This is a genomic window from Aminobacter aganoensis (assembly GCF_014206975.1).
Classification (GTDB): Bacteria; Pseudomonadota; Alphaproteobacteria; order Rhizobiales; family Rhizobiaceae; genus Aminobacter; species Aminobacter aganoensis.
On the sequence record NZ_JACHOU010000003.1, the window covers coordinates 355,250 to 374,002 of the forward strand.

General features: G+C 64.6%; 20 protein-coding genes. 5 read left to right on the plus strand and 15 right to left on the minus strand.

All coding sequences use genetic code 11. The features are described from left to right. Positions 1–74 precede the first annotated feature (74 nt). Positions 75–632, minus strand: coding sequence for an SH3 domain-containing protein (locus GGR00_RS09320; RefSeq protein WP_184699292.1), 558 nt, complete (start codon positions 630–632; stop codon positions 75–77). Between the two features lie 159 nt (positions 633–791). On the opposite strand from GGR00_RS09320, the gene GGR00_RS09325 reads away from it, so the two are divergent. Continuing rightward, positions 792–1,793, plus strand: coding sequence for a 2-hydroxyacid dehydrogenase (locus tag GGR00_RS09325; protein WP_055980803.1), 1,002 nt, complete (start codon positions 792–794; stop codon positions 1,791–1,793). 208 nt (positions 1,794–2,001) lie between these two features. Here GGR00_RS09325 and GGR00_RS09330 read toward each other — a convergent pair whose 3' ends face one another. From GGR00_RS09330 to GGR00_RS09395, 14 genes are all read right to left on the minus strand, one after another. Next, the gene (locus GGR00_RS09330) at positions 2,002–2,418 is read right to left on the minus strand and encodes an aconitase X swivel domain-containing protein (protein ID WP_184699293.1); all 417 of its coding nucleotides are present in this window, start codon (positions 2,416–2,418) and stop codon (positions 2,002–2,004) included. Beyond that, positions 2,415–3,668, minus strand: coding sequence for an aconitase X (locus tag GGR00_RS09335; protein WP_184699294.1), 1,254 nt, complete (start codon positions 3,666–3,668; stop codon positions 2,415–2,417). The genes GGR00_RS09330 and GGR00_RS09335 overlap by 4 nt, the downstream gene beginning before the upstream one ends. Further along, positions 3,665–4,144 carry a GNAT family N-acetyltransferase gene (locus GGR00_RS09340; protein ID WP_184699295.1) on the minus strand — a complete coding sequence of 160 codons (480 nt, stop codon included), beginning with the start codon at positions 4,142–4,144 and terminating at the stop codon, positions 3,665–3,667. The genes GGR00_RS09335 and GGR00_RS09340 overlap by 4 nt, the downstream gene beginning before the upstream one ends. Positions 4,145–4,146: 2 nt before the next feature. After that, positions 4,147–4,905 carry a molybdopterin-synthase adenylyltransferase MoeB gene (locus GGR00_RS09345; RefSeq protein ID WP_184699296.1) on the minus strand — a complete coding sequence of 253 codons (759 nt, stop codon included), beginning with the start codon at positions 4,903–4,905 and terminating at the stop codon, positions 4,147–4,149. Positions 4,906–4,936: 31 nt separating this feature from the next. Further along, the gene (recF, locus tag GGR00_RS09350; protein WP_184699297.1) at positions 4,937–6,049 is read right to left on the minus strand and encodes a DNA replication/repair protein RecF; all 1,113 of its coding nucleotides are present in this window, start codon (positions 6,047–6,049) and stop codon (positions 4,937–4,939) included. Between the two features lie 76 nt (positions 6,050–6,125). Continuing rightward, positions 6,126–7,244: a DNA polymerase III subunit beta gene (gene dnaN / locus GGR00_RS09355; RefSeq protein WP_184699298.1), complete on the minus strand. Its 1,119-nt coding sequence runs from the start codon at positions 7,242–7,244 to the stop codon at positions 6,126–6,128. A gap of 202 nt (positions 7,245–7,446) precedes the next feature. After that, positions 7,447–8,979: a chromosomal replication initiator protein DnaA gene (dnaA, locus tag GGR00_RS09360; protein ID WP_055980786.1), complete on the minus strand. Its 1,533-nt coding sequence runs from the start codon at positions 8,977–8,979 to the stop codon at positions 7,447–7,449. Between the two features lie 831 nt (positions 8,980–9,810). Continuing rightward, complete coding sequence (gene rpsT, locus GGR00_RS09365) at positions 9,811–10,077, minus strand: 30S ribosomal protein S20 (protein WP_055980783.1); 267 nt, start codon at positions 10,075–10,077, stop codon at positions 9,811–9,813. A 133-nt stretch (positions 10,078–10,210) separates the two neighbouring features. Then, a complete protein-coding gene (locus GGR00_RS09370; protein ID WP_184699299.1) occupies positions 10,211–10,984 on the minus strand; it encodes an enoyl-CoA hydratase in 774 nt (257 codons plus the stop codon). A 48-nt stretch (positions 10,985–11,032) separates the two neighbouring features. Next, positions 11,033–11,923, minus strand: a complete 891-nt coding sequence (gene mutM / locus GGR00_RS09375) for a bifunctional DNA-formamidopyrimidine glycosylase/DNA-(apurinic or apyrimidinic site) lyase (protein ID WP_184699300.1) — start codon at positions 11,921–11,923, stop codon at positions 11,033–11,035. Beyond that, a complete protein-coding gene (locus GGR00_RS09380; protein ID WP_184699301.1) occupies positions 11,916–13,154 on the minus strand; it encodes a phosphopentomutase in 1,239 nt (412 codons plus the stop codon). Before GGR00_RS09380 ends, mutM begins: the two co-directional genes overlap by 8 nt. A gap of 116 nt (positions 13,155–13,270) precedes the next feature. Then, positions 13,271–13,837 carry a TadE/TadG family type IV pilus assembly protein gene (locus GGR00_RS09385; RefSeq protein WP_244487914.1) on the minus strand — a complete coding sequence of 189 codons (567 nt, stop codon included), beginning with the start codon at positions 13,835–13,837 and terminating at the stop codon, positions 13,271–13,273. 113 nt (positions 13,838–13,950) lie between these two features. Then, on the minus strand, positions 13,951–14,523 hold the full coding sequence (locus GGR00_RS09390) for a TadE/TadG family type IV pilus assembly protein (RefSeq protein ID WP_184699302.1): 573 nt from the start codon (positions 14,521–14,523) through the stop codon (positions 13,951–13,953). 132 nt (positions 14,524–14,655) lie between these two features. Next, the gene (locus tag GGR00_RS09395) at positions 14,656–15,030 is read right to left on the minus strand and encodes a pilus assembly protein N-terminal domain-containing protein (RefSeq protein WP_156381361.1); all 375 of its coding nucleotides are present in this window, start codon (positions 15,028–15,030) and stop codon (positions 14,656–14,658) included. Between the two features lie 401 nt (positions 15,031–15,431). Here GGR00_RS09395 and GGR00_RS09400 point away from each other — a divergent pair, with 401 nt between their 5' ends. The 4 genes from GGR00_RS09400 (at position 15,432) to GGR00_RS09415 (ending at position 18,740) form a co-directional block, all read left to right on the plus strand. Then, positions 15,432–15,608, plus strand: coding sequence for a Flp family type IVb pilin (locus tag GGR00_RS09400; RefSeq protein WP_055980763.1), 177 nt, complete (start codon positions 15,432–15,434; stop codon positions 15,606–15,608). A gap of 157 nt (positions 15,609–15,765) precedes the next feature. After that, positions 15,766–16,287: an A24 family peptidase gene (locus GGR00_RS09405; RefSeq protein ID WP_184699304.1), complete on the plus strand. Its 522-nt coding sequence runs from the start codon at positions 15,766–15,768 to the stop codon at positions 16,285–16,287. Between the two features lie 126 nt (positions 16,288–16,413). Continuing rightward, the gene (gene cpaB, locus GGR00_RS09410) at positions 16,414–17,229 is read left to right on the plus strand and encodes a Flp pilus assembly protein CpaB (protein WP_055980757.1); all 816 of its coding nucleotides are present in this window, start codon (positions 16,414–16,416) and stop codon (positions 17,227–17,229) included. Further along, positions 17,226–18,740: a type II and III secretion system protein family protein gene (locus GGR00_RS09415; RefSeq protein ID WP_055980754.1), complete on the plus strand. Its 1,515-nt coding sequence runs from the start codon at positions 17,226–17,228 to the stop codon at positions 18,738–18,740. Before cpaB ends, GGR00_RS09415 begins: the two co-directional genes overlap by 4 nt. Positions 18,741–18,753 lie beyond the last annotated feature (13 nt).

Consider the following 18,753-nt stretch of genomic DNA (forward strand, 5'->3'; position numbering starts at 1 on the left):
AATCGGCAGGTTTCTTCGCGGGCATCGCATTGGCGCGCGTTCCGAGAACGCGCGGCATGACCGGAGCCTGGCGGTCAGTTCTCGATGCTTTCGCCGGGGTATGCCCCCCAGACCTGCGACTGGTTGAGCCATCCGCTGGTCCCGGCAAAGCTCATTTCGCACCATTGGCCGTTGCACTGCTTGATCGAGCCGATCACGCCCGGGTCGATGACGGCCACGGTGCGCGCACCCTGCTCGGGCTTGGCGAGAAGGTTGAGCTGCGCCGGCTTGCCGCGCTGCCATGGTGCCGTCATCGCCGTGCGGTGGCCCGACAGCAGCGACTGGTTGATCCAGCCCTCGGCACCCTCTGAGTCGCGCACGCGGCGCCAGTTGTCATATTCCTGGATGATCTCCATCGGCAGGCCCGGCTTGAGATAGAGCCAGTCGACCGGGTAGTTGACGCCGGGGCCGATGCGCGAATTGACCTTGCCGGATTTCAGGCTGACGAATCGCGGCAGCGGCAGTCCGCTCGGCCCGAGCCTGACGTCCTGGGCCGCCACGGCGGGGCCCACCAGGGCGGCATTCGGTGAAACGAAAGCAATGCCGATCAGGGCTGCGCTGACGGCCAGGCGGAGCGACGCGGAACCAGACACTTCCGTAACCTCTGTTTGAATTCGGGCCCTTTGCGCGGGCACCCTTTTTCTTTGTCTTCGGCGGCACTGCTTGTTACACAGATTACCGCTCAGTGATCGGTTCCCAGTTTCGCCGGTCTTGGTTAAAGAGGTCTCAACGAGATCTTCGTCGAGGATAGAATGGCCGGTCGAAAAAAGCCTCTCGTCGTCATTACGCGCAAGCTGCCCGACCAGGTCGAGACGCGGATGCGCGAATTGTTCGACGCGCGCCTGAATGTCGACGACCGGCCGATGACCCAGCCGGAGCTGGTGGCGGCGGTCAAGGAGGCCGACGTGCTGGTGCCGACGGTCACCGACACCATCGATGCGGCTCTGATCGAGCAGGCCGGGCCGAACCTCAAGCTGATCGCCAATTTCGGCAACGGCGTCGACAAGATCGACGTCACCGCGGCTGCAAAGCGCGGCATCACCGTCACCAACACGCCAAACGTGCTGACCGAAGACACGGCCGACATGGCCATGGCGCTGATGCTCGCCGTGCCGCGCCGTCTGACCGAGGGCGCCAGCGTTCTCACCAGCGAGAAGAAATGGGCCGGCTGGTCGCCGACATGGATGCTTGGCCGCCGCATCGGCGGCAAGCGGCTCGGCATCGTCGGCATGGGCCGCATCGGCACCGCCGTTGCTCGCCGCGCCAAGGCCTTTGGTCTGTCGATCCACTACCACAATCGCCACCGCGTGCTGCAGTCGGTGGAAGACGAATTGGAGGCGACCTACTGGGAAAGCCTCGACCAGATGCTCGCCCGCATGGACATCATCTCGATCAACTGTCCCTCGACGCCGGCGACCTTCCATCTGCTGTCGGGCCGCAGGCTGGCGCTGATGCAGCCGCACGCCTACCTCGTCAACATCGCCCGCGGCGACATCATCGACGAGGATGCGCTGGTGAAGATGCTGCAGGACGGCAAGCTGGCCGGCGCGGCCCTCGACGTCTTCGAGCATGAGCCGGCGGTCAACCACAAGCTGCTCAAGCTCGCCGCCAAGGGCAAGGTGGTGCTGTTGCCGCACATGGGCTCGGCCACCATCGAAGGCCGCATCGACATGGGCGAGAAGGTCATCATCAACATCCGCGCGCATGTCGACGGCCACCGCCCGCCCGACCGCGTGCTGCCGCTGAGGACCTGAGCCTCCGTCCCAGGCTTGCGCTGCCGGCCCGCCGGGCCGGGGCTTGCTGTCCAGGACTGAGCTTCGCCTTATAGGTTCGCGCTGCCCCTCATCCCCTACCGGACCTTCTCCCCGTAAGAACGGGGAGAAGGATGCTTGCCGCAACGCCAACGCCCCCCCTCTCCCCGTTTTTCACGGGGAGAGGGTAAGGGTGACGGGCAGCGTCGAGCTAGCCGGAAAAGCTGACCTCGCCGTCCGCGCCAACCCTCACCGACTTGCCTCTAAAGCTGCCGAAAGCATCGCGCGGCAGTCTCACCGCCACCGGGGTCTGCCAGCCCATCTCGCGCGCCACGATCAGCCCGAGCAGCAGGATGGCGTCGGGCTCGTGCAGCACCAGCGCCGCCGGCGCATGGCCGGCGTGGACCAGTTCCATCAGCACCGCCGACGCCGAAGACGAGCCGATGGTGCCGGGCAGGAACAGCACCGTGCCGGCAATGCCTTGGCCACATTCGGGGTGGCGCACGTCGGCGATGCGGCCGGATTTCGGATCGACCCCGCCCCAGAAGCTGATCGGCGCCGACAGGATCAATGCCCGGCCTTCGCCAGCCTGGCCGGGAACCAGGATTTCGGCCCGCACCGAACTCATCGCCCGGTCCCCGCAAACAGCGGCTTGCCGGCGACGGCGCTTTCGACGCAATCGGCGAGCGAGCCATACAGCACGGCATAGCCGGTGTTGCCCGGCGCATAATGGGCGAATTTTCCCGAATTGGTCATCAGCACGCCGCCCGACCGGTCGGGCAGGATCGGCGTCACCACCACGCAGGTGTCAGCGACGATCATCACGCCCAGGGCTTCCAGCGCCTTGCGCCTGCCGTCGCGGTCGAGCGCGGCCAGCACATGCCGGCCGGTGCAGGCGTGGATCGGTACGGCCAGCTTGCGGTCGGCTATCAGCCGCTCGAGCGCGTCGAACTCGGCAAGCGACAGGTGCGGGCTGCCGATGGCGACGGCGTCGATGCGGTCCGCACCTTGCGCGGTCGACAAGCGCGCCTGCGCCGCGGACACCATGTCCGGCGTGACGCGGATCGTGGCGTCGGGCGCGATGCCGCCCAGCGCCGTCTCGGCATCGGGCGCCTCGGGTGTCACGCCAGCGATATGAAACAGGCCGACGGCGCCGGACGATGCGGCTGCCGCACCGAATGCCTTGAGCGCGTCTTCGCCCGGATCGCGCGCGACGCCTGAGACCACGCCGATGGAGCCGCCGACCTCGCGGCCATAGAGGCTGCCGAGCACCGGCCAGGCGATCTCGGACGCCATGAAGGCCGGGGGCAGGGCGGAAACGTCGAACACCAGGGTGGCCCGCCTGTTCTCGGGCCGGTGCAGGCCATAGTGGGGCGCCCGGCCGGATATGGCGCAGGCGATGTCGAGGAAGTCGCCGTAGCGGTTGGTGCGCGCGCCGAGCACCGAATTGCAGAACACCACGGCATTCGATTCGCCCCAGGCGACGTCGCTGCCGAATGCCGGGCGATGCCCGGCCTGATAGGGCGCGCAGGTCCAGCTCTGCTCGCAGCCGAGCTTGCGGTAGGCGTCCATCATCCGCCGCGCCATCGAACGTTGCGGTTCTTCGAGCCTGACACGCGAGCAGCCCATGAGGTCGAGCGCGCCGACATTGAGCGTCGCGCGCACCGCCACCCGTGCCCCGCCATCGACCAGCCTCTCGGCGAACAGCGTGCCCGAATCGCCGTGATAGAGCGCACCGTCGATATGCGCCGAGGCGACCGGGATCAGCCTGGGCGCGCCGAGCAGGGCGGCACTTTCGGCGACGATGCGCATCGCCATCGCGGCCCCGTCCGCGCCGCCGGCGATCCGCCGCTCGTTCGCGGTGAGTTCGAGGCTCAAGCGAGTGGCTTCCGGTAGGTGATCGAGGTCGCCCGGTCGTAGCCGTCATGCGCCGTGCGCTCGACTTCGACGAAGCCCATCCTGGCGAAGGTGGCGTGGTTGGACTCGAGCTCGATCCGGGTCTGCAGTTCGAGCGTGGGCTTGCCTTGAGCGATGGCGTGGCGTTCGGCCGCCTGCATCAGCGCCCGGCCGATGCCCGTGCCGCGCGCGCCGTCGTCGACGGCCAGCTTGCCGACATAGAAGGCGTCGGTGCGCTCGGCGGCGAAGATGCAGCCGGCGAGCCGTCCGTCCAGCGTGGCGATGAAGCAGGTTTCGCCCCTGGCCTTGTCGCGCAGACTGGCAGGCGTCAGCCGATGCGCCGAGGACGGCGGGTCGATGACGCCGTCCATGTAGGCGAAGGAGCGCATGATCAGCTCGAAAAGCTCGTCCCAGGCCGAAAAGCCCTCGGGCAGGCGGGTGACGGTCAGCTCGGCCATCGTCAGGGCGCCTTGTAGCGCACCGTGTCGAACCGGGCGCCGAGCGCATCGTAGAGCAGCAGACGGCCGACCAGCGGCTCGCCGATGCCGGTGATCAGCTTGAGCGCCTCCATAGCCTGCAAGGTTCCGATCACGCCGGTCAGCGCGCCGAGCACCCCGGCTTCGGCGCAGGACGGCACCAGCCCGGCCGGCGGCGGCTCGGGAAACAGGTCGCGATAGGTCGGGTTCTTGCGGCCATCGGCATTTGTCTCGAACGGCTTCAGCACGGTGATCGAGCCGTCGAATCGCCCGACCGCAGCGTGTACGAGCGGCCGCTTCACTTCGGCAGCGGCATCGGCGACGGCATAACGTGTCTCGAAATTGTCGGAGCCGTCGATGACCATGTCGTAGCCAGCGATCAGCCCGGCGGCATTGTCGGGCGTCAGCCGCATCTCGTGCAGCTCGACCGTCACATGCGGGTTGATGCGCAGGATCGTGGCCTTGGCGCTTTCTGCCTTGGAGGCGCCGACCGATTGTGTGTCGTGGATCACCTGGCGCTGCAGGTTGGACAGCGAGACATGGTCGTCGTCGACGATGCCGAGCGTGCCGACGCCGGCGGCGGCGAGATATTCGAGCACCGGCGCGCCGAGTCCGCCGGCGCCGATCACCAGCACACGGGCGCGCTTCAGCTTCTGCTGGCCCGGGCCGCCGATCTCCGGCAGCACGATGTGGCGGGCGTAGCGTTCGAGTTCTTCGGGCGAAAGCGGGGCGGACTGGTTCATGCCGCAACCATATCGCCGAGCGTTCTGCTTGTCAGTCGCCTTCCGTCGCGCGAACGCTGCCGTGGTCGACTGTCAGGAACTGCGCCCGGCCGGCGAGGCTGGAAAACAGCGCCGGCTCGGTGCCGGTCATGAAGGCCTGGCAGTTGAGGTCCTCGAGGATTTCAAACAGTGCGGCGCGCCGTCCGGCGTCGAGATGGGCGGCGATCTCGTCGAGCAGCAGGATGGGGGCAGCACCTGCCATTTCGCCGGTCAGCCGCGCGTGCGAAATGACGATGCCGACCAGCAAAGCCTTTTGCTCGCCGGTCGAGCACAGTTCGGCCGGCATCGACTTGGGCCGATGGCGCACGACGAGGTCGGAGCGGTGCGGACCTTCCAGCGTGCGCCCCGCCGCCCGGTCGCGCTCGCGGCCGCCGGCGAGAGCCTGGCGGAAGCGCTCCTCCAGTTCCACTGCCGGCATGTTGCCGATGCTTTGCTCCAGCGTTCCGGAAAGTGCCAGCTCCGCCTGCGGGAAGGGGCCGGTCTCGGGCATGCGGCCGATCATGGCGGTGAGCAGGCGCACCATCTCGACGCGGGCGGCGGCGATCGCGGCCCCGGTCTCGGCCATCTGGATCTCGATCGCATCGAACCAGGCGTTGTCGCGGCGGTCTTCGGCCAGCAGCCGGTTGCGGCCGCGCATCGCCTTTTCGTAGTCGAGCGCGCGCTGGCCGTGGGCGGGGTCGATCGCCAGCACCAGCCGGTCGAGGAAGCGCCTGCGGTCGCCGGTCGGCCCGGTGAACAGCGCGTCCATCGATGGCGTCAGCCAGACCACGCGCAGCCATTCGAGCATGTCGTCGGCCGATCTGGCATTGGCGCCGTTGATGCGCACGCGCCGGCCAGCCTCGCCTGCGGCTTCCGGTGCGGTGCCCGTGCCGATCTCGACGTCGCCGAACGGCCCTTCGATGCCGGCATGCACGGCAAAGCCGCCGGCACTGCCTTCGCGCGCCACGTCGGGGTAGGGCGCGCGGCGCAAGCCGCGTCCCGGCGTCAGAAACGAGATCGCTTCGAGCAGATTGGTCTTGCCGGCGCCGTTGTCGCCTGTGAACACCACCGGGCCGGGCCTGAGGTCGAGCGCAAGCGAGGTGTAGTTGCGGAAATCCGTAAGCATGAGCTTACGGATATGCGTCGAGGGGGTGCGTTTTCGTTCGCCCCCCGGTTCCAGGCCTGGCACGGGCGTGGGTGCGCTACACGCGCATCGGCATCAGCACGTAGAGAGCGTTCTCGTCGGCTGTGTCGTGGATGAGCGTGGGGGAGCCGGCATCGGCCAGCATGAAGCGCGCCTCGCTGCCCGAGAGCTGGGCGGCGACGTCGAGCAGGTATTTGGCGTTGAAGCCGATTTCGATCGGGTCGGCCGAATAGTCGGCGGCGAGCTCTTCGGTGGCACTGCCCGAATCGGGGTTGTTGACGGCAAGCGTCACCAGCCCGTCGGCGATCGACAGCTTCACGGCGCGGCCGCGCTCGGACGAGATCGTCGAGACGCGGTCGACGGCCGCGGCAAAGCTCTGGCGGTCGATGACCAGCTTCTTGTCGTTGCCGCTCGGAATGACGCGCTGGTAGTCGGGGAAGGTGCCGTCGATCAGCTTCGAGGTCAGAATCACGCCGCCGATGGTCAGGCGGATCTTGGTGTCGGAAAGCTCGGTCGTCACCGCCACGTCGGGCGTGTCGATCAGCTTCTGCAGCTCGCTGACCGTCTTGCGCGGAATGATGATGCCCGGCATGCCTTCCGAGCCGGCCGGGGCCTCGACCTCGGCGCGGGCCAGGCGGTGGCCGTCGGTGGCGACCGCGCGCAGCATCAGCTTGCCGCCGCTTTCATGCGTGTGCAGGTAGATGCCGTTGAGGTAGTAGCGCGTCTCCTCGGTGGAGATGGCAAACTGCGTCTTGTCGATCAGGCCCTTGAGCGCCTGGGCGTCGAGCCGGAAGATATGCGAGAAGGTGCCGGCCGAAAGCTCGGGGAAGTCCGACTGCGGCAGGCACTGCAGGCGGAAGCTCGAACGGCCCGACACCACCGACATGGCGTTGCCGTCGTCGTCGGTCCTCAACATCACTTCGGCGCCGTCGGGCAGCTTGCGCACGATGTCGTAGAGCAGGTGGGCGGGAACGGTGGTCGCGCCGCCCTGCTCGACATTTGCCGGCGTAGCTTCCGAAACCTCGAGGTCGAGGTCGGTTGCCTTGAGCTCGAGGCTCGCGCCATCGGCCTGCAGCAGCACGTTGGAGAGAATCGGGATCGTGTTTCGCCGTTCCACCACGCGATGCACGTGGTTCAGCGACTTCAACAGGTTGGAGCGTTCCAGGATAACACGCATGACGAAACAGGCTCGCTTATTTGAAGGTGCGGGCTCACGGGCTCGAATGCGCCCGGGAAAGCCCGCAACACGATCGGAATGGTGCCGAGTCTGACAGTAAAAAGTGCGGAAAGGCAAGCCCGCGCAGCCATTCCAGGGCGGTTGCGCGGGCGTTCTGGGGATAAGTGGCGGGCGTCGATCGGTCGCCGCCGCCATCCGGCCGTCAGGCCTGGTCGTTGATCAGCCTGCGCAGCAGTTCGAGTTCCTGCGCCAGCGTGTTGTCGCCGCCGGAAAGGTCCTCGATCTTGCGCACGGCGTGCAGCACCGTGGTGTGGTCGCGGCCGCCGAAACGCCGGCCGATCTCGGGCAGCGAGCGCGGCGTCATGACCTTCGACAGATACATGGCGATCTGGCGCGGCTTGACGATGGTGCGGGTGCGGCGGTTCGACAGGAGCTCCGTCTTCGACACGTTGTAGTGGCGCGCGACGATGCGCTGGATGTCTTCGATGCGCACGCGCTTGGGCTCGCCCGAGCGGTAGATATGGCCGAGGATCTCGTCGATCCTCTCGATCGACAGCTGCGGTTCGAACGACTGGCGGAAGATCAGCTGGTTGAACGCGCCTTCCAGCTCGCGGCCGCTGCCGGTGACGGTGCGGGCGACATGGGCGAGGATCTCCTCGTCGATGGCGAGGTTCGGGTCTTCGTTCTTGGCGCCGGCAAAGCGCAGCTTGAGCATGCCAAGGCGCATGCCGAAGTCAGGCGCCGACATTTCGAGCGCGACGCCGCCATTGAGGCGCGAACGCACGCGCGGCTCGAGCGATTCCAGCTCCGCCGGCGGACGGTCGGCGGCGACCACGACCTGCTTGGCCGAGTCGAGCAGCATGTTGATGAGGTGGCAGAACTCGTGCTGGATCGACTTGCCCTGCAGGAACTGCATGTCGTCGATGATCAGAAGGTCGATGTCGCGCAGCTGCTCCTTGAGCGTTAGCGCGTTGTTGTCGCGGATCGCGGTCGCAAAACGCCACATGAAGTATTCGGCCGTCAGGTAGACGACGCGCGACTTCGGGTTCTGGCGCAGCGACTCGGCGGCGATTGCCTGGAGCAGGTGCGTCTTGCCGAGGCCGACCGTGGCATGAAGGAACAGCGGGTTGAAGCGCGAGTTCGATTCCGCCACCGCGCGCGCCGCTGCCAGCGCCACGCGATTGGAGGGGCCTTCGACGAAGGACTGGAACGTGTAGCGCGGATCGAGCGGCGAGCCGAGAACGCTCTGCTTGAACTCCGCGTCCGCCGTGCCGTTGCGGGCAGGGGCGGGGCGCTCGGTGCGTCCGGCTGCCACCGTGCTGGTGGCCAGGGCCGTCTGAGCCTGGCGCACCGGCTTGCGCAGTGCCGTGGCTTCGGTCTCCACCCCGGGACGTACCTGACGTGTGGCCGTGCGGATGATGATTTCGAGCTTCAGCAGTTCGGGTTCTTCCTGCCGCCACAGCTCGGAAATCAGATCCAGATAGTGGCTGTTGATCCAGGAACGCAGGAATGCCGTCGGCACCGAAAGGCGCACGACGCCCTTCGAGGTTTCCGCAAGCTTCATGCGGCCGAACCAGCTCGAGAATACTTCACTGCCCAGGCGAACCTGGAGCTGCGTCTTGACCCGGTCAAAATTCTTCTCTGCGGCGCTGGTTGCTGCCACTTCGTTCCCCTCGATCAGTTCGCCGGTAAAAAGAAAGCCCGCATTTGCTTCCCTTTCGATGCCGCTTTGCATGTCGCAATCCCTAACCTTCGGTCCTCGTTGCCGTATGGGGATGCGCCGCTCGCATCTCCACCGGTATGTTCATTCGGGATGCTGCCGTTTCCGGCGAGGCCCCGTGTTGCCTTCATCGGCGCCGTCAGGCGCTTTCGGAAGGCCGGTGCTGCGGGGGCAGCAGCACCAGGCAAATGCGTAGCCACCCGGCGAAATCGCCGGTGCATTGCAAAGTCACCATGCCGTGTATCCCCACACGCCCCAAGTATATCTCGAAGTGAGCACGCCTCCCCCGATCGCGGATTCCATCCACGCCGAGAACGCCGCCGATTTTGTGGCTTGGCAGAGGGCTTGGTGCCCGTCCCTTCGATGAAAAGACCTTACAAAAATCGCTGTGGACAGGGCAAGGCCGAGTCTAACGCGTTTTTAATGAATCTGCTTAGCGCCCGTCCGGATTCAAAGCCCGTTTGTCCCCCTCGGGCGGCCAAAGCCTTTGTGATTCAAACCCTTTTCCGGGGATCGAAAAAAACCGGGCCCTGCTGGAAAAAATTATAAAAGAATCCGCTTGACACCAACTTGTCCCCCAAGCCCCGTGGGCGACGTGAACAACCTGTGGATGACCGCGCACAAGCTTATGAATTTACAGGAGAATTTCTGCCAGGGTGAGTCTGCGGCAGAGGCCGCTTGCTGCAGTTGTACTTATAAGAATAGCCGCATATGCCGGCAAAGATCTTGGTGCCCCAGGGGTATGCTCACGAGGTCGTTGCGGACTGCTTTTTCGGCCGTTTTCGGACAAAAGAAAAACCCGGCTGGTGAGGCCGGGTTGATCAGAAATCCAATTGCTTGCAGGGCTTAGGCGGAAAGCGCCTTGAGCCGCTGGGCCAGACGCGAAACCTTGCGCGAGGCAGTGTTCTTGTGGACCACGCCCTTGCTGGCGGCGCGCATCAATTCCGGCTGGGCGGCGTTGAAGGCGGCTTCTGCCTTTGCCTTGTCGCCCGAGGCCAGCGCCTCTTCGACCTGGCGGATGTAGGTCCGAACGCGCGAGCGGCGATTCTTGTTGACCGCGGTACGGGCGGCAATCTTGCGGGTAGCCTTCTTGGCCGAGGAGGTATTGGCCATGGTGCCTCTCTTTGATCTATGGTGGGCGCGAGCAGCTTCCCGCAAAGCGCAAAAATCATTCGGGCGTCCCTAGGGGCGCCTCGGTTGGTGCGGCTTATAGTTCAGCTTACTCCCAACGTCAACGCGATTCCGGTCAGCGGTTGCGGAAATTCGCGGTTCTCTTCTCTGCAAAGGCCGCCATGCCTTCCTTCTGATCTTCGAGCGAGAACATCGAATGGAACAGGCGGCGCTCGAAGCGCAATCCTTCCGAAAGCGTCACCTCATAGGAGCGATTGACGGCTTCCTTGCACATCATGACCGCCGGCAACGAGAAATCGGCGATCTTGGCCGCTGCCTTCATCGCCTCTTCCATGAGGTCGGCTGCCGGCACCACGCGCGACACCAGACCCGAGCGCTCGGCTTCGGCCGCATCCATCATCCGGCCGGTCAGGCACATGTCCATGGCCTTGGCCTTTCCGACGAAACGGGTGAGTCGCTGCGAGCCGCCCATGCCGGGGATGACGCCGAGCGTGATCTCGGGCTGGCCGAATTTGGCGCTGTCGGCGGCGATGATGAAGTCGCACATCATGGCGAGCTCGCAGCCGCCGCCCAGGGCGTAGCCCGCGACGGCCGCGATCATCGGCTTGCGGTTGCGGGTGAAGGCTTCCCAGCCGGAGAAGAAATCCTCGAGATAGGCCTCGACATAGGTCTTGGCCTGCATCTCCTTGATGTCGGCACCGGCGGCGAACGCCTTTTCCGAACCGGTGATGACGATGGCGCCGATGCCATGGTCGGCCTCGAAGGCAGCGGTGGCGGCGAGCAATTCGCCGAGCACCTGCGTGTTCAGCGCATTGAGCGCCTTCGGACGGTTGAGCGTGATCAGCCCGACCTTGCCTCGCGTTTCCACGATGATCGTCTCATAGGCCATCTTGCGCTCTCCCTGTCTCGCAGCATCAGCATTGAGACTTGGTCTAGCTTAGCGCTGGCACTGGCGGCAATAGAAGGTTGACCGCCCGCTCTGCACTATCCGCTCGACATGGCCGGCACAGCCGGTGTGCGGGCAGGGTTCCCCCTCGCGGTCATAGACCGAGAACGAGTGCTGGAAGTATCCCAGCGAGCCGTCGGTGTGGACATAGTCCCGCAGCGAAGAGCCGCCCGCCGCGATCGCATCGGCAATCACCTCGCGCACGGAGGTGGCGAGCAGCGCGGCACGTTCGCGCGCCGCCTTGCCCTTGCCGGCGATGGTGCCGGCAGCGCGCAGCGGCGACAGGCCGGCGCGCCAGAGCGCCTCGGAGACATAGATGTTGCCTAGACCGGCAATCAGGCGCTGGTCGAGCAGTGCCGCCTTGAGCGGCGTCTTCTTGCCTTCGAACAGGCCGCCCAGCAACGCGCCGTCGAGCGTGTTTCCGGTCGGCTCGACGCCGAGGCCGGACAGCATTGGATGCTCGGTGCCGTTGCGCTCGGCAAACAGCATGAAGCCGAAACGCCGGGGATCGTTGAAGACGACGCGTGCCGGGGCGCCTTTTCGGTCTGCGACGTGGAAGACGACGTGATCGTGCGCTTCCGACTTCGATCGCTCGTGATGGAACTGGCCCGGCGCCGTCGCGTCCTCGTCGGTTTCGATGCGGAACGAGCCGGACATGCCGAGATGGCAGATCAGCAGCGGCGCATCCTCGACATCGGCGAGCAGGTACTTGGCGCGGCGGCCGAGCGAGGTGATCCTCTTACCGGCAAGGCGCTCGCCGAAGCGGTCGGGGAAGGGGTAGCGCAGGTTCGGCCGGCGCGTTTCGACGCGCTCGATGCGCGCGCCTTCGAGCACCGGCTGCAATCCACGCCGGACGGTTTCGACTTCGGGCAATTCAGGCATGGGTGGCAATCGTTTCGAGGAAGGAGGTGCCGTGGCGCGCGCGTGGCAGGCCGAGATGTTGGGCCACCGTTTCGCCGATGTCGGCGAATGTCGGCCGCAGCCCGATGTCGCCGCCCGTAAGGCCGGGCGCGATGCCGATCACGGGAATGCGTTCGCGGGTGTGGTCGGTGCCGCGCCAGGTCGGGTCGTTGCCATGGTCGGCGGTCAGGATCAGCAGGTCGCCCGGCTTCAGCCGCGAAAGGGCCTCGGGAATGCGCCTGTCGAAGGCCTCGAGCGCCGCGGCGTAACCCGCCACGTCGCGGCGATGGCCGAATTCGGTGTCGAAGTCGACGAAGTTGGCGAAGACCAGGTCGCCGTCGCCGGCGTCGTCCATGGCGCCCAGCGCCTTGTCGAGCATCGCCATGTTGCCGACGCCCTTGCGCACCTCGGAGATGCCGCGATGGGCGAAGATGTCGCCGATCTTGCCGATGGCGATGACCTTGCTGCCGCGCTCGGTGAGCCTGTCGAGCAGCGTCGCCTCGGGCGGCGGCGTGGCATAGTCCTTGCGGTTCGGCGTGCGCTCGAACGTGTCCTTGCTTTCGCCGACGAAGGGGCGGGCGATGACGCGGCCGATGTTCAGCGGGTCGACGAGCCGACGGACGGTCCTGCACAGGTCATAGAGCCGCTCGAGCCCGAAGTGCTCTTCATGCGCGGCGATCTGCAGGACCGAGTCGACCGAGGTGTAGCAGATCGGCTTGCCGGTCAGGACGTGCTCTTCGCCGAACCGCTCGATGATCTCGATGCCCGAGGCGTGGCAGTCGCCGAGAATGCCTGAAACCTTGCCGTCGCGGATGATCGCCTCGGTCAGCGACGCCGGGAAGGCGGGAACTGTCTGCGGAAAATAGCCCCAGTCGAAGGTGACGGGAACGCCGGCGATTTCCCAATGGCCGGACGGCGTGTCCTTGCCGCTGGAGATTTCCTGCGCCGTACCGTGGAAGGCGCCGTCACGCAGTCTGGCCCCGGTTTCGAACTCCAGGCCGGTTGCCAGCCTTGCAGCGCGGCCAAGCCCGAGGGCCGTCATGTTCGGCAGATGGAGCGGGCCGGCGCGCAGTCCGTCGCGGTCGCCTCGGCCCCCGGCGCAGGCCGCCGCTATGTGGCCGAAGGTATCGGACCCGACATCGCCGAATTGCGCGGCATCTGCAGCGCCGCCGATGCCGAAGGAATCCAGGACGAACAGGAATGCACGCGCCATCTATGAGGGGCTCTCGGTTGCCAGCTTGCCGCACAGACATAGGGTCAGTCGCAGACGTTGGCAATTATCCCGCAGATGGCAACTGACGCATGCAAATCCTGCAGCAGTTCCAGGATTCAGGTCTGGCAGTCGTCACAGGGGATCGCCTGGCTCATGCGCGGCCGCAGATAGTAGACTTCGTCCATGGTGACGGGATCGATGGCGGCTGCGAGGCCGAGCACGGGCTTGTCTTCGGCGGCCCAGGTGATCATCGGCTTGTAGTCGAGTTCGCTGACGACCCGGATCAGGAAAGCCCCCTTGGTCCTGAGGGCGTCAGGCACTGTCGTCACCGTGTCCTTGGCGAGGTCCGGCGTCGCCGAGCCCTTGATGTATTTGCGCGACCACACGACCAGCACCCTGGGCGACGCCTCGTCGGTGACCTGGATTGCCGTGATGAAGATCTTTCCGGTGCTGCGATTGTAGGGTTGCAGGATCGACTCGGCGATCTTCATCACCGCGTCCACTTCGGCAGCCTTGATCGTCTGCTGCTGGGTGATGAGATCGGCGACCATCGAGCCGGCTCGGCTGACCTTCTTGTTCGTCTCGATCGCCTGGGAGACCTCCATTGTCACGAAATACAGCGACAGCAGGAGAGGGACGACGAAGGCGAATTCGACCGCAGCGATGCCGCGCCGGTCCGACATCAAGGCATATGCGCATGATCGCAACTTCTTAAGCATCGATAGTGCCCCCGGCCACGCCGACATCCCAAGTCTTTTCACACTCGTGCCGGCCCAATCCTGGCCGGCGGTTTCGATCAATCGTTGAACGGCTCGTTCTGCCAGACCACGGATGCAAACTGCAGCGTGTAGCCGCCCTCCAGGTTCGACATCGAAGCCTTCATGAAGTCGGTGACGACGGGCCATTTGTAGAAGACGCGCAGCATGTTCTTGGTCATGGCCGGTCCCGGCGTGACGGCAAATCCCGACGTGTCGATTTCTTTGTTGACGAACTTCAGCTTCACCTCGGCTGCCTTCTCGAAGGTCGGAAAGCTCCTCAGGTCGACGATCAGATTGGGGCAACCCTTGGCGACGAAGACCTCGAGCCGGTCGCAGATCATCTTCTCCAGCGAGGTTTTCGAGACTTCTGCGGCCCTGACCTGTCCCGTGCGCAACTGGCGGGCGACGTCGTCGGCTGCATTCGCCAGCACTTGCTGGCCGGCGAATGAGAGGCAGCTCTCGAGGATGGCAAAAACCAGCAGCGAGAACGGGATTACCAGCATGACGAACTCGATCGCCGTGCTGCCGCTGCGGTCACGCAGGAAACCGGCGAACGATCCTCGCCGGCGCGCCTTCGTCTCGTCATGCACTGCAGTAGCCGTGTCGCTCATGTCCCGACCGCCTTCTCATTTCGGACGGACAATAGTGCAAAGCCGTTGAGGTCCCGTTTTGATGACGGGGAAAATAGCAGGGAATATCTTTACCGAGCGCTAACCCTTGGCCGGGTCGCCGATCCCGGCGTCTTACTGGGAAGCGTTCATTTCGCTTTCGGACATCCGCTCGGCGTCGCTCTTGTAGGAGCTCTCGCAATAAGGTGTGCAAGAGAGAGTCTGTATCTCGGAGCGGCGGTAGATCCGGACGGAAGAGGCGTCGTGACGGATGACTGTCACCTGTTCGTCGACGATGGGCGTGCCATTGGCATCGAGCACCACGAGGTTGGTGACGCCAAAACCCTTGCCGGTCAGCACCAGGGTCGAGGCGTCCTGGACCGAGGCGTCGGCGATCGACGAGTTGCCGACCACGATGGTATCGGCCGGGCGGGCGAGCCGCACGATCTTGGCCTGGTTCATCGTCACTTCGATACCGGAACCCGCTTGGGCGGGCAGGGCGGCAGCCATCGCCAATGCAATTGCGCATGCTCCCGGAAAGAAAGCTCTCGGCCTCGTCATCGCTCGCCCCTCGATCGCTGGCAGTATCGACTGATCAATGGAAGATGAACGCTTTTGGTGAACCAACAGTTAAGCAGCCTGCCAGCCGGCAACCGATACGCGAAATGCTCCTCTCCATGATGAAGCGAGGAGACTGGAAACGTCTGTAGGTCACGGCTTCAAGGCGCCGACAAACCACCCGCGTCGTTTAGCCTGCGGTTAACCACGCGGCGCCAATGGCCGGCTAAAGGTTTCGGTAAGGCTGTTTCTTAAGCCGTTTGAAAGAGCTCCCCGCTAGGTTGCAGTCATCCGATCGACGACAAAGAAATGTTGACGGAAGTGCTGTAACAAACGGAGTAAGGAGCTCTCCAATGTCCAATCTCATCGCACGTTTTGTGAAGGACGAATCCGGCGCGACCGCCATCGAATACGGTCTGATCGCCGCCCTCATCGCAGTTGCCATCATTGCCGGCGCCGGCATGGTCGGCAGCGCACTCAACTCGAAGTTCACGACCATCTCGACCGAGATCTCGAACGCTGGCAACTAACGACTACTGCATTACTTGCCGGCAATGCGATCGAAAAGGCTGTCTTCGGGCAGCCTTTTCTCGTCGGGCGGTAGGAACAAATATTTGAATCGTCTTCATCCAGGCTTAATGCCCGCGAGCTAGGCTGGTTCAACACAGTGAATGCGGATGTTTGACGATGCTCGAAGCGCTGATCTTTGTCGTTTTTCCGTTCTGCATGGTCTACTCGGCTGTCTCCGACACCATGTCGATGACCATCGCCAACCGCGTGCCGTTGCTGCTGCTGGGTGTCTTCCTAGTCGTTGCGCCGCTGACTGGGATGGCCTGGGTCGACATCGGCATGCATCTGGCTGCCGGCGCATTGCTGCTCACCGTCACCTTCGCGATGTTCGCGCTTGGCGGCATGGGCGGCGGCGACGCCAAGCTCATCGCGGCGTCCGCCGTCTGGATGGGTCTCGGCATGCCGCTGATGCAATATCTTCTCGTTTCTGCTGTGTTCGGCGGAATGCTGACGCTCGCGATCCTGGCCTTCCGCAGCTCCGTACTCGCACACATCACCAGCCAGAACATGTTCCTCAGGAATTTTTCCAAGGATGCTGGCGGCGTGCCCTATGGCATTGCGCTGGGGATAGGCGGCCTGCTGACCTATCCGAGTTCGCCCCTGATGCTTTGGGCGCTGGAGCGGCTGGCGGCCCAATGACCGCCTCGCCTGCGGGCGTAAGGGATCGTTAATCATGTATATAAGGATCGCGTTAACCATAATTTGACGATTGTCTATGCAAAGTCCGACTTGGCTTGATGGGTTTGCCGGGGCGAGGTTCGGACAATGGCTGCATCGCGACTGATGATACTGGGCGTAGCGGTCGCCGCCGCGGGCGGCGCTGGTTTTGTCGCCAAGAACATGTCTGCTCCGCCTCCGCCGGAGGTCATCGTCGAATCCGGCCCGCAACAGCCGCAGCTCGCGCTTACCGACGTGCTGGTGCTCACCGGCGACGTGCCGATGGGCGGCGTCGTGGAAGGCAACATCAGCTGGCAGCCTTGGCCGAGCGATGCGGTCAATCCCAATTTCATCACCCGCAGCGCCGAACCCGAGGCGCTGGAAAAATTCAAGAATTCGGTCGCCCGCCTCGCCATGTATGGCGGCGAGCCGCTACGCAAGTCGAAGCTGATCGGCGAAGGCCAGAGCTTCATGTCGGCGGTCCTGCCGGCAGGCAGTCGTGCCGTCGCGACCGCGATCTCCGCCGACACTTCCGCCGGCGGCTTCATTCTGCCGAATGACTACGTCGACGTGATCATGACCCGCCGCAGCGATGCCGCGAAGTCGGGAAGCGGTTTCATCACCGAGACCATCCTCAAGAACATCCGGGTGCTGGCCATCGACCAGACCATCCAGGAGGATGAGGAAGGCAAGAAGGTCAAGGTCGGCGAAACCGCGACGCTGGAGCTCACCGCCCAGCAGGCCGAGATCATCACCGTCGCCCAGCAGATGGCGGATCGCCTCACCCTTGCCCTGCGCTCGGTCGCCGACGCCCAGGAAAGGAACCTCGCCGAGGCCGACTACCTGGTCTCGGGCAGTGGCAAGCGCGGCACGGTGCGCCTCATCAAGTCAGGTGAGATTTCCGAATCGGGAGCAAGGAAATGAGGTCCTCAGCCAGACTTCTTGTCACTGCTGCAACGTTGGCGCTGAGCTCCGTTGTGGTCTGGCAATCGCCCGTCCTTGCCGCCAAGGCGAGGGTCGGCGCGGAAAATTCCAGCCAGCGCGTCAAGCTCGGTCTTAACAAGTCGGTGGTCATCGACCTGCCGTCCGACGCCTACGACATCCTGGTCGCCAATCCGGCGGTCGCCGATGCCGTGACACGCACGGCGCGCCGCATCTATCTGTTCGGCAAGTCGGTCGGCCAGACCAATATCTTCGTCTTCGGGCCCAATGGCGAACAGATCGCCAGCCTCGATCTCGCCATCGAGCGCGACGTTGCGGGACTTGAGGACTACATCAAGCGCTTCATCCCGAATTCGCAGATCAAGGTCGAACTGATCAACGACAACGTCGTGCTGACGGGCACCGTCGACACGCCGCTCGATGCCAAGCGGGCCGTCGATCTGGCGACCATCTTCGTCACCGGCGGTGAGGCGACGACCGGGCAATATTCGCAGACCGCCAGCGGCGGCTCGGAAAATGGCGGCGTCGACATCGACAATCCCGACTCGACGCGACAGAAGAGCAAGATCGTCAACCTGCTCCAGATCGTCGGCGACGACCAGGTGATGCTCAAGGTCACCGTCGCCGAGGTCAGCCGCACGGTGATGAAGCAGCTCGGCGTCAACATGATCGGCTCGGGCGATGCCAACGGCATCAGCTGGGGTGCCATCAGCGACAGCATCCCAGGACTTGGCAAGCCGCTCGGCGCCTCGCAGGTGTCCATCGGCACCTCGCTTCTCGACGCGTATGTCAATGCCATGGAGCAGGCCGGCGTGATGAAGACGCTTGCCGAGCCGACCCTCACCGCTGTCTCGGGCGAGAAGGCGACGTTCAAGGTCGGCGGCGAGTTCAACCTGGTCACCAACCAGGAAGGAAACAGCTCCGGCGGCCGGACGTACGAAATCGAAAAGATCGAATACGGCATCGGCCTCGAATTCCAGCCGGTGGTGCTGTCCCCGGGGCGCATAAGCCTCAAGATCAGGACCCAGGTCTCCGAGCCGACCACCGAAGCGTCGGTCTCGCTCTCGGGAGGCGGATCCCGCGGGGCAACGTTCAATTCGCCCGGCATGACGGCGCTGTCGATCCGCAAGCGCCTGGCCGACACGACGGTGGAGCTGCCTTCCGGCGGATCCATGATGATTGCCGGCCTTGTCCGCGACGACGTGCGTCAGGCGGTCAACGGATTGCCCGGGCTGTCCAAGATCCCGGTGCTTGGCACCCTGTTCCGCAGCCGCGACTTCGTCCGCAACGAGTCCGAACTCGTGATCATCGTCACGCCGTATCTTGCCCGTCCGGTGGCGCGCAACGAACTCGCCAAGCCAGACGACAATTTCAACGCCGCCAGCGACGGCGCCGGCATGTTCCTCGGCCGCGTCAATCGCGTCTACGGCACAATGAAAACCGACAAGCCCATGGGCCGCTATCACGGCGTCGTCGGCTTCATCTACAAATGAGCGGGGATAGGGG

What these genes read in the sequence shown, in the direction of transcription:
- cpaB (WP_055980757.1), top strand. Translation starts at nt 16,414, where the DNA reads ATGGCTGCATCGCGACTGATGATACTGGGCGTAGCGGTCGCCGCCGCG.
- GGR00_RS09340 (WP_184699295.1), bottom strand. Translation starts at nt 4,144, where the DNA reads ATGGCCGAGCTGACCGTCACCCGCCTGCCCGAGGGCTTTTCGGCCTGG.
- GGR00_RS09415 (WP_055980754.1), top strand. Translation starts at nt 17,226, where the DNA reads ATGAGGTCCTCAGCCAGACTTCTTGTCACTGCTGCAACGTTGGCGCTG.
- GGR00_RS09330 (WP_184699293.1), bottom strand. Translation starts at nt 2,418, where the DNA reads ATGAGTTCGGTGCGGGCCGAAATCCTGGTTCCCGGCCAGGCTGGCGAA.
- GGR00_RS09405 (WP_184699304.1), top strand. Translation starts at nt 15,766, where the DNA reads ATGCTCGAAGCGCTGATCTTTGTCGTTTTTCCGTTCTGCATGGTCTAC.
- dnaN (WP_184699298.1), bottom strand. Translation starts at nt 7,244, where the DNA reads ATGCGTGTTATCCTGGAACGCTCCAACCTGTTGAAGTCGCTGAACCAC.
- recF (WP_184699297.1), bottom strand. Translation starts at nt 6,049, where the DNA reads ATGCTTACGGATTTCCGCAACTACACCTCGCTTGCGCTCGACCTCAGG.
- GGR00_RS09400 (WP_055980763.1), top strand. Translation starts at nt 15,432, where the DNA reads ATGTCCAATCTCATCGCACGTTTTGTGAAGGACGAATCCGGCGCGACC.
- rpsT (WP_055980783.1), bottom strand. Translation starts at nt 10,077, where the DNA reads ATGGCCAATACCTCCTCGGCCAAGAAGGCTACCCGCAAGATTGCCGCC.
- GGR00_RS09385 (WP_244487914.1), bottom strand. Translation starts at nt 13,837, where the DNA reads ATGTCGGACCGGCGCGGCATCGCTGCGGTCGAATTCGCCTTCGTCGTC.
- dnaA (WP_055980786.1), bottom strand. Translation starts at nt 8,979, where the DNA reads ATGCAAAGCGGCATCGAAAGGGAAGCAAATGCGGGCTTTCTTTTTACC.
- mutM (WP_184699300.1), bottom strand. Translation starts at nt 11,923, where the DNA reads ATGCCTGAATTGCCCGAAGTCGAAACCGTCCGGCGTGGATTGCAGCCG.
- GGR00_RS09345 (WP_184699296.1), bottom strand. Translation starts at nt 4,905, where the DNA reads ATGAACCAGTCCGCCCCGCTTTCGCCCGAAGAACTCGAACGCTACGCC.
- GGR00_RS09325 (WP_055980803.1), top strand. Translation starts at nt 792, where the DNA reads ATGGCCGGTCGAAAAAAGCCTCTCGTCGTCATTACGCGCAAGCTGCCC.
- GGR00_RS09390 (WP_184699302.1), bottom strand. Translation starts at nt 14,523, where the DNA reads ATGAGCGACACGGCTACTGCAGTGCATGACGAGACGAAGGCGCGCCGG.
- GGR00_RS09380 (WP_184699301.1), bottom strand. Translation starts at nt 13,154, where the DNA reads ATGGCGCGTGCATTCCTGTTCGTCCTGGATTCCTTCGGCATCGGCGGC.
- GGR00_RS09370 (WP_184699299.1), bottom strand. Translation starts at nt 10,984, where the DNA reads ATGGCCTATGAGACGATCATCGTGGAAACGCGAGGCAAGGTCGGGCTG.
- GGR00_RS09395 (WP_156381361.1), bottom strand. Translation starts at nt 15,030, where the DNA reads ATGGCTGCCGCCCTGCCCGCCCAAGCGGGTTCCGGTATCGAAGTGACG.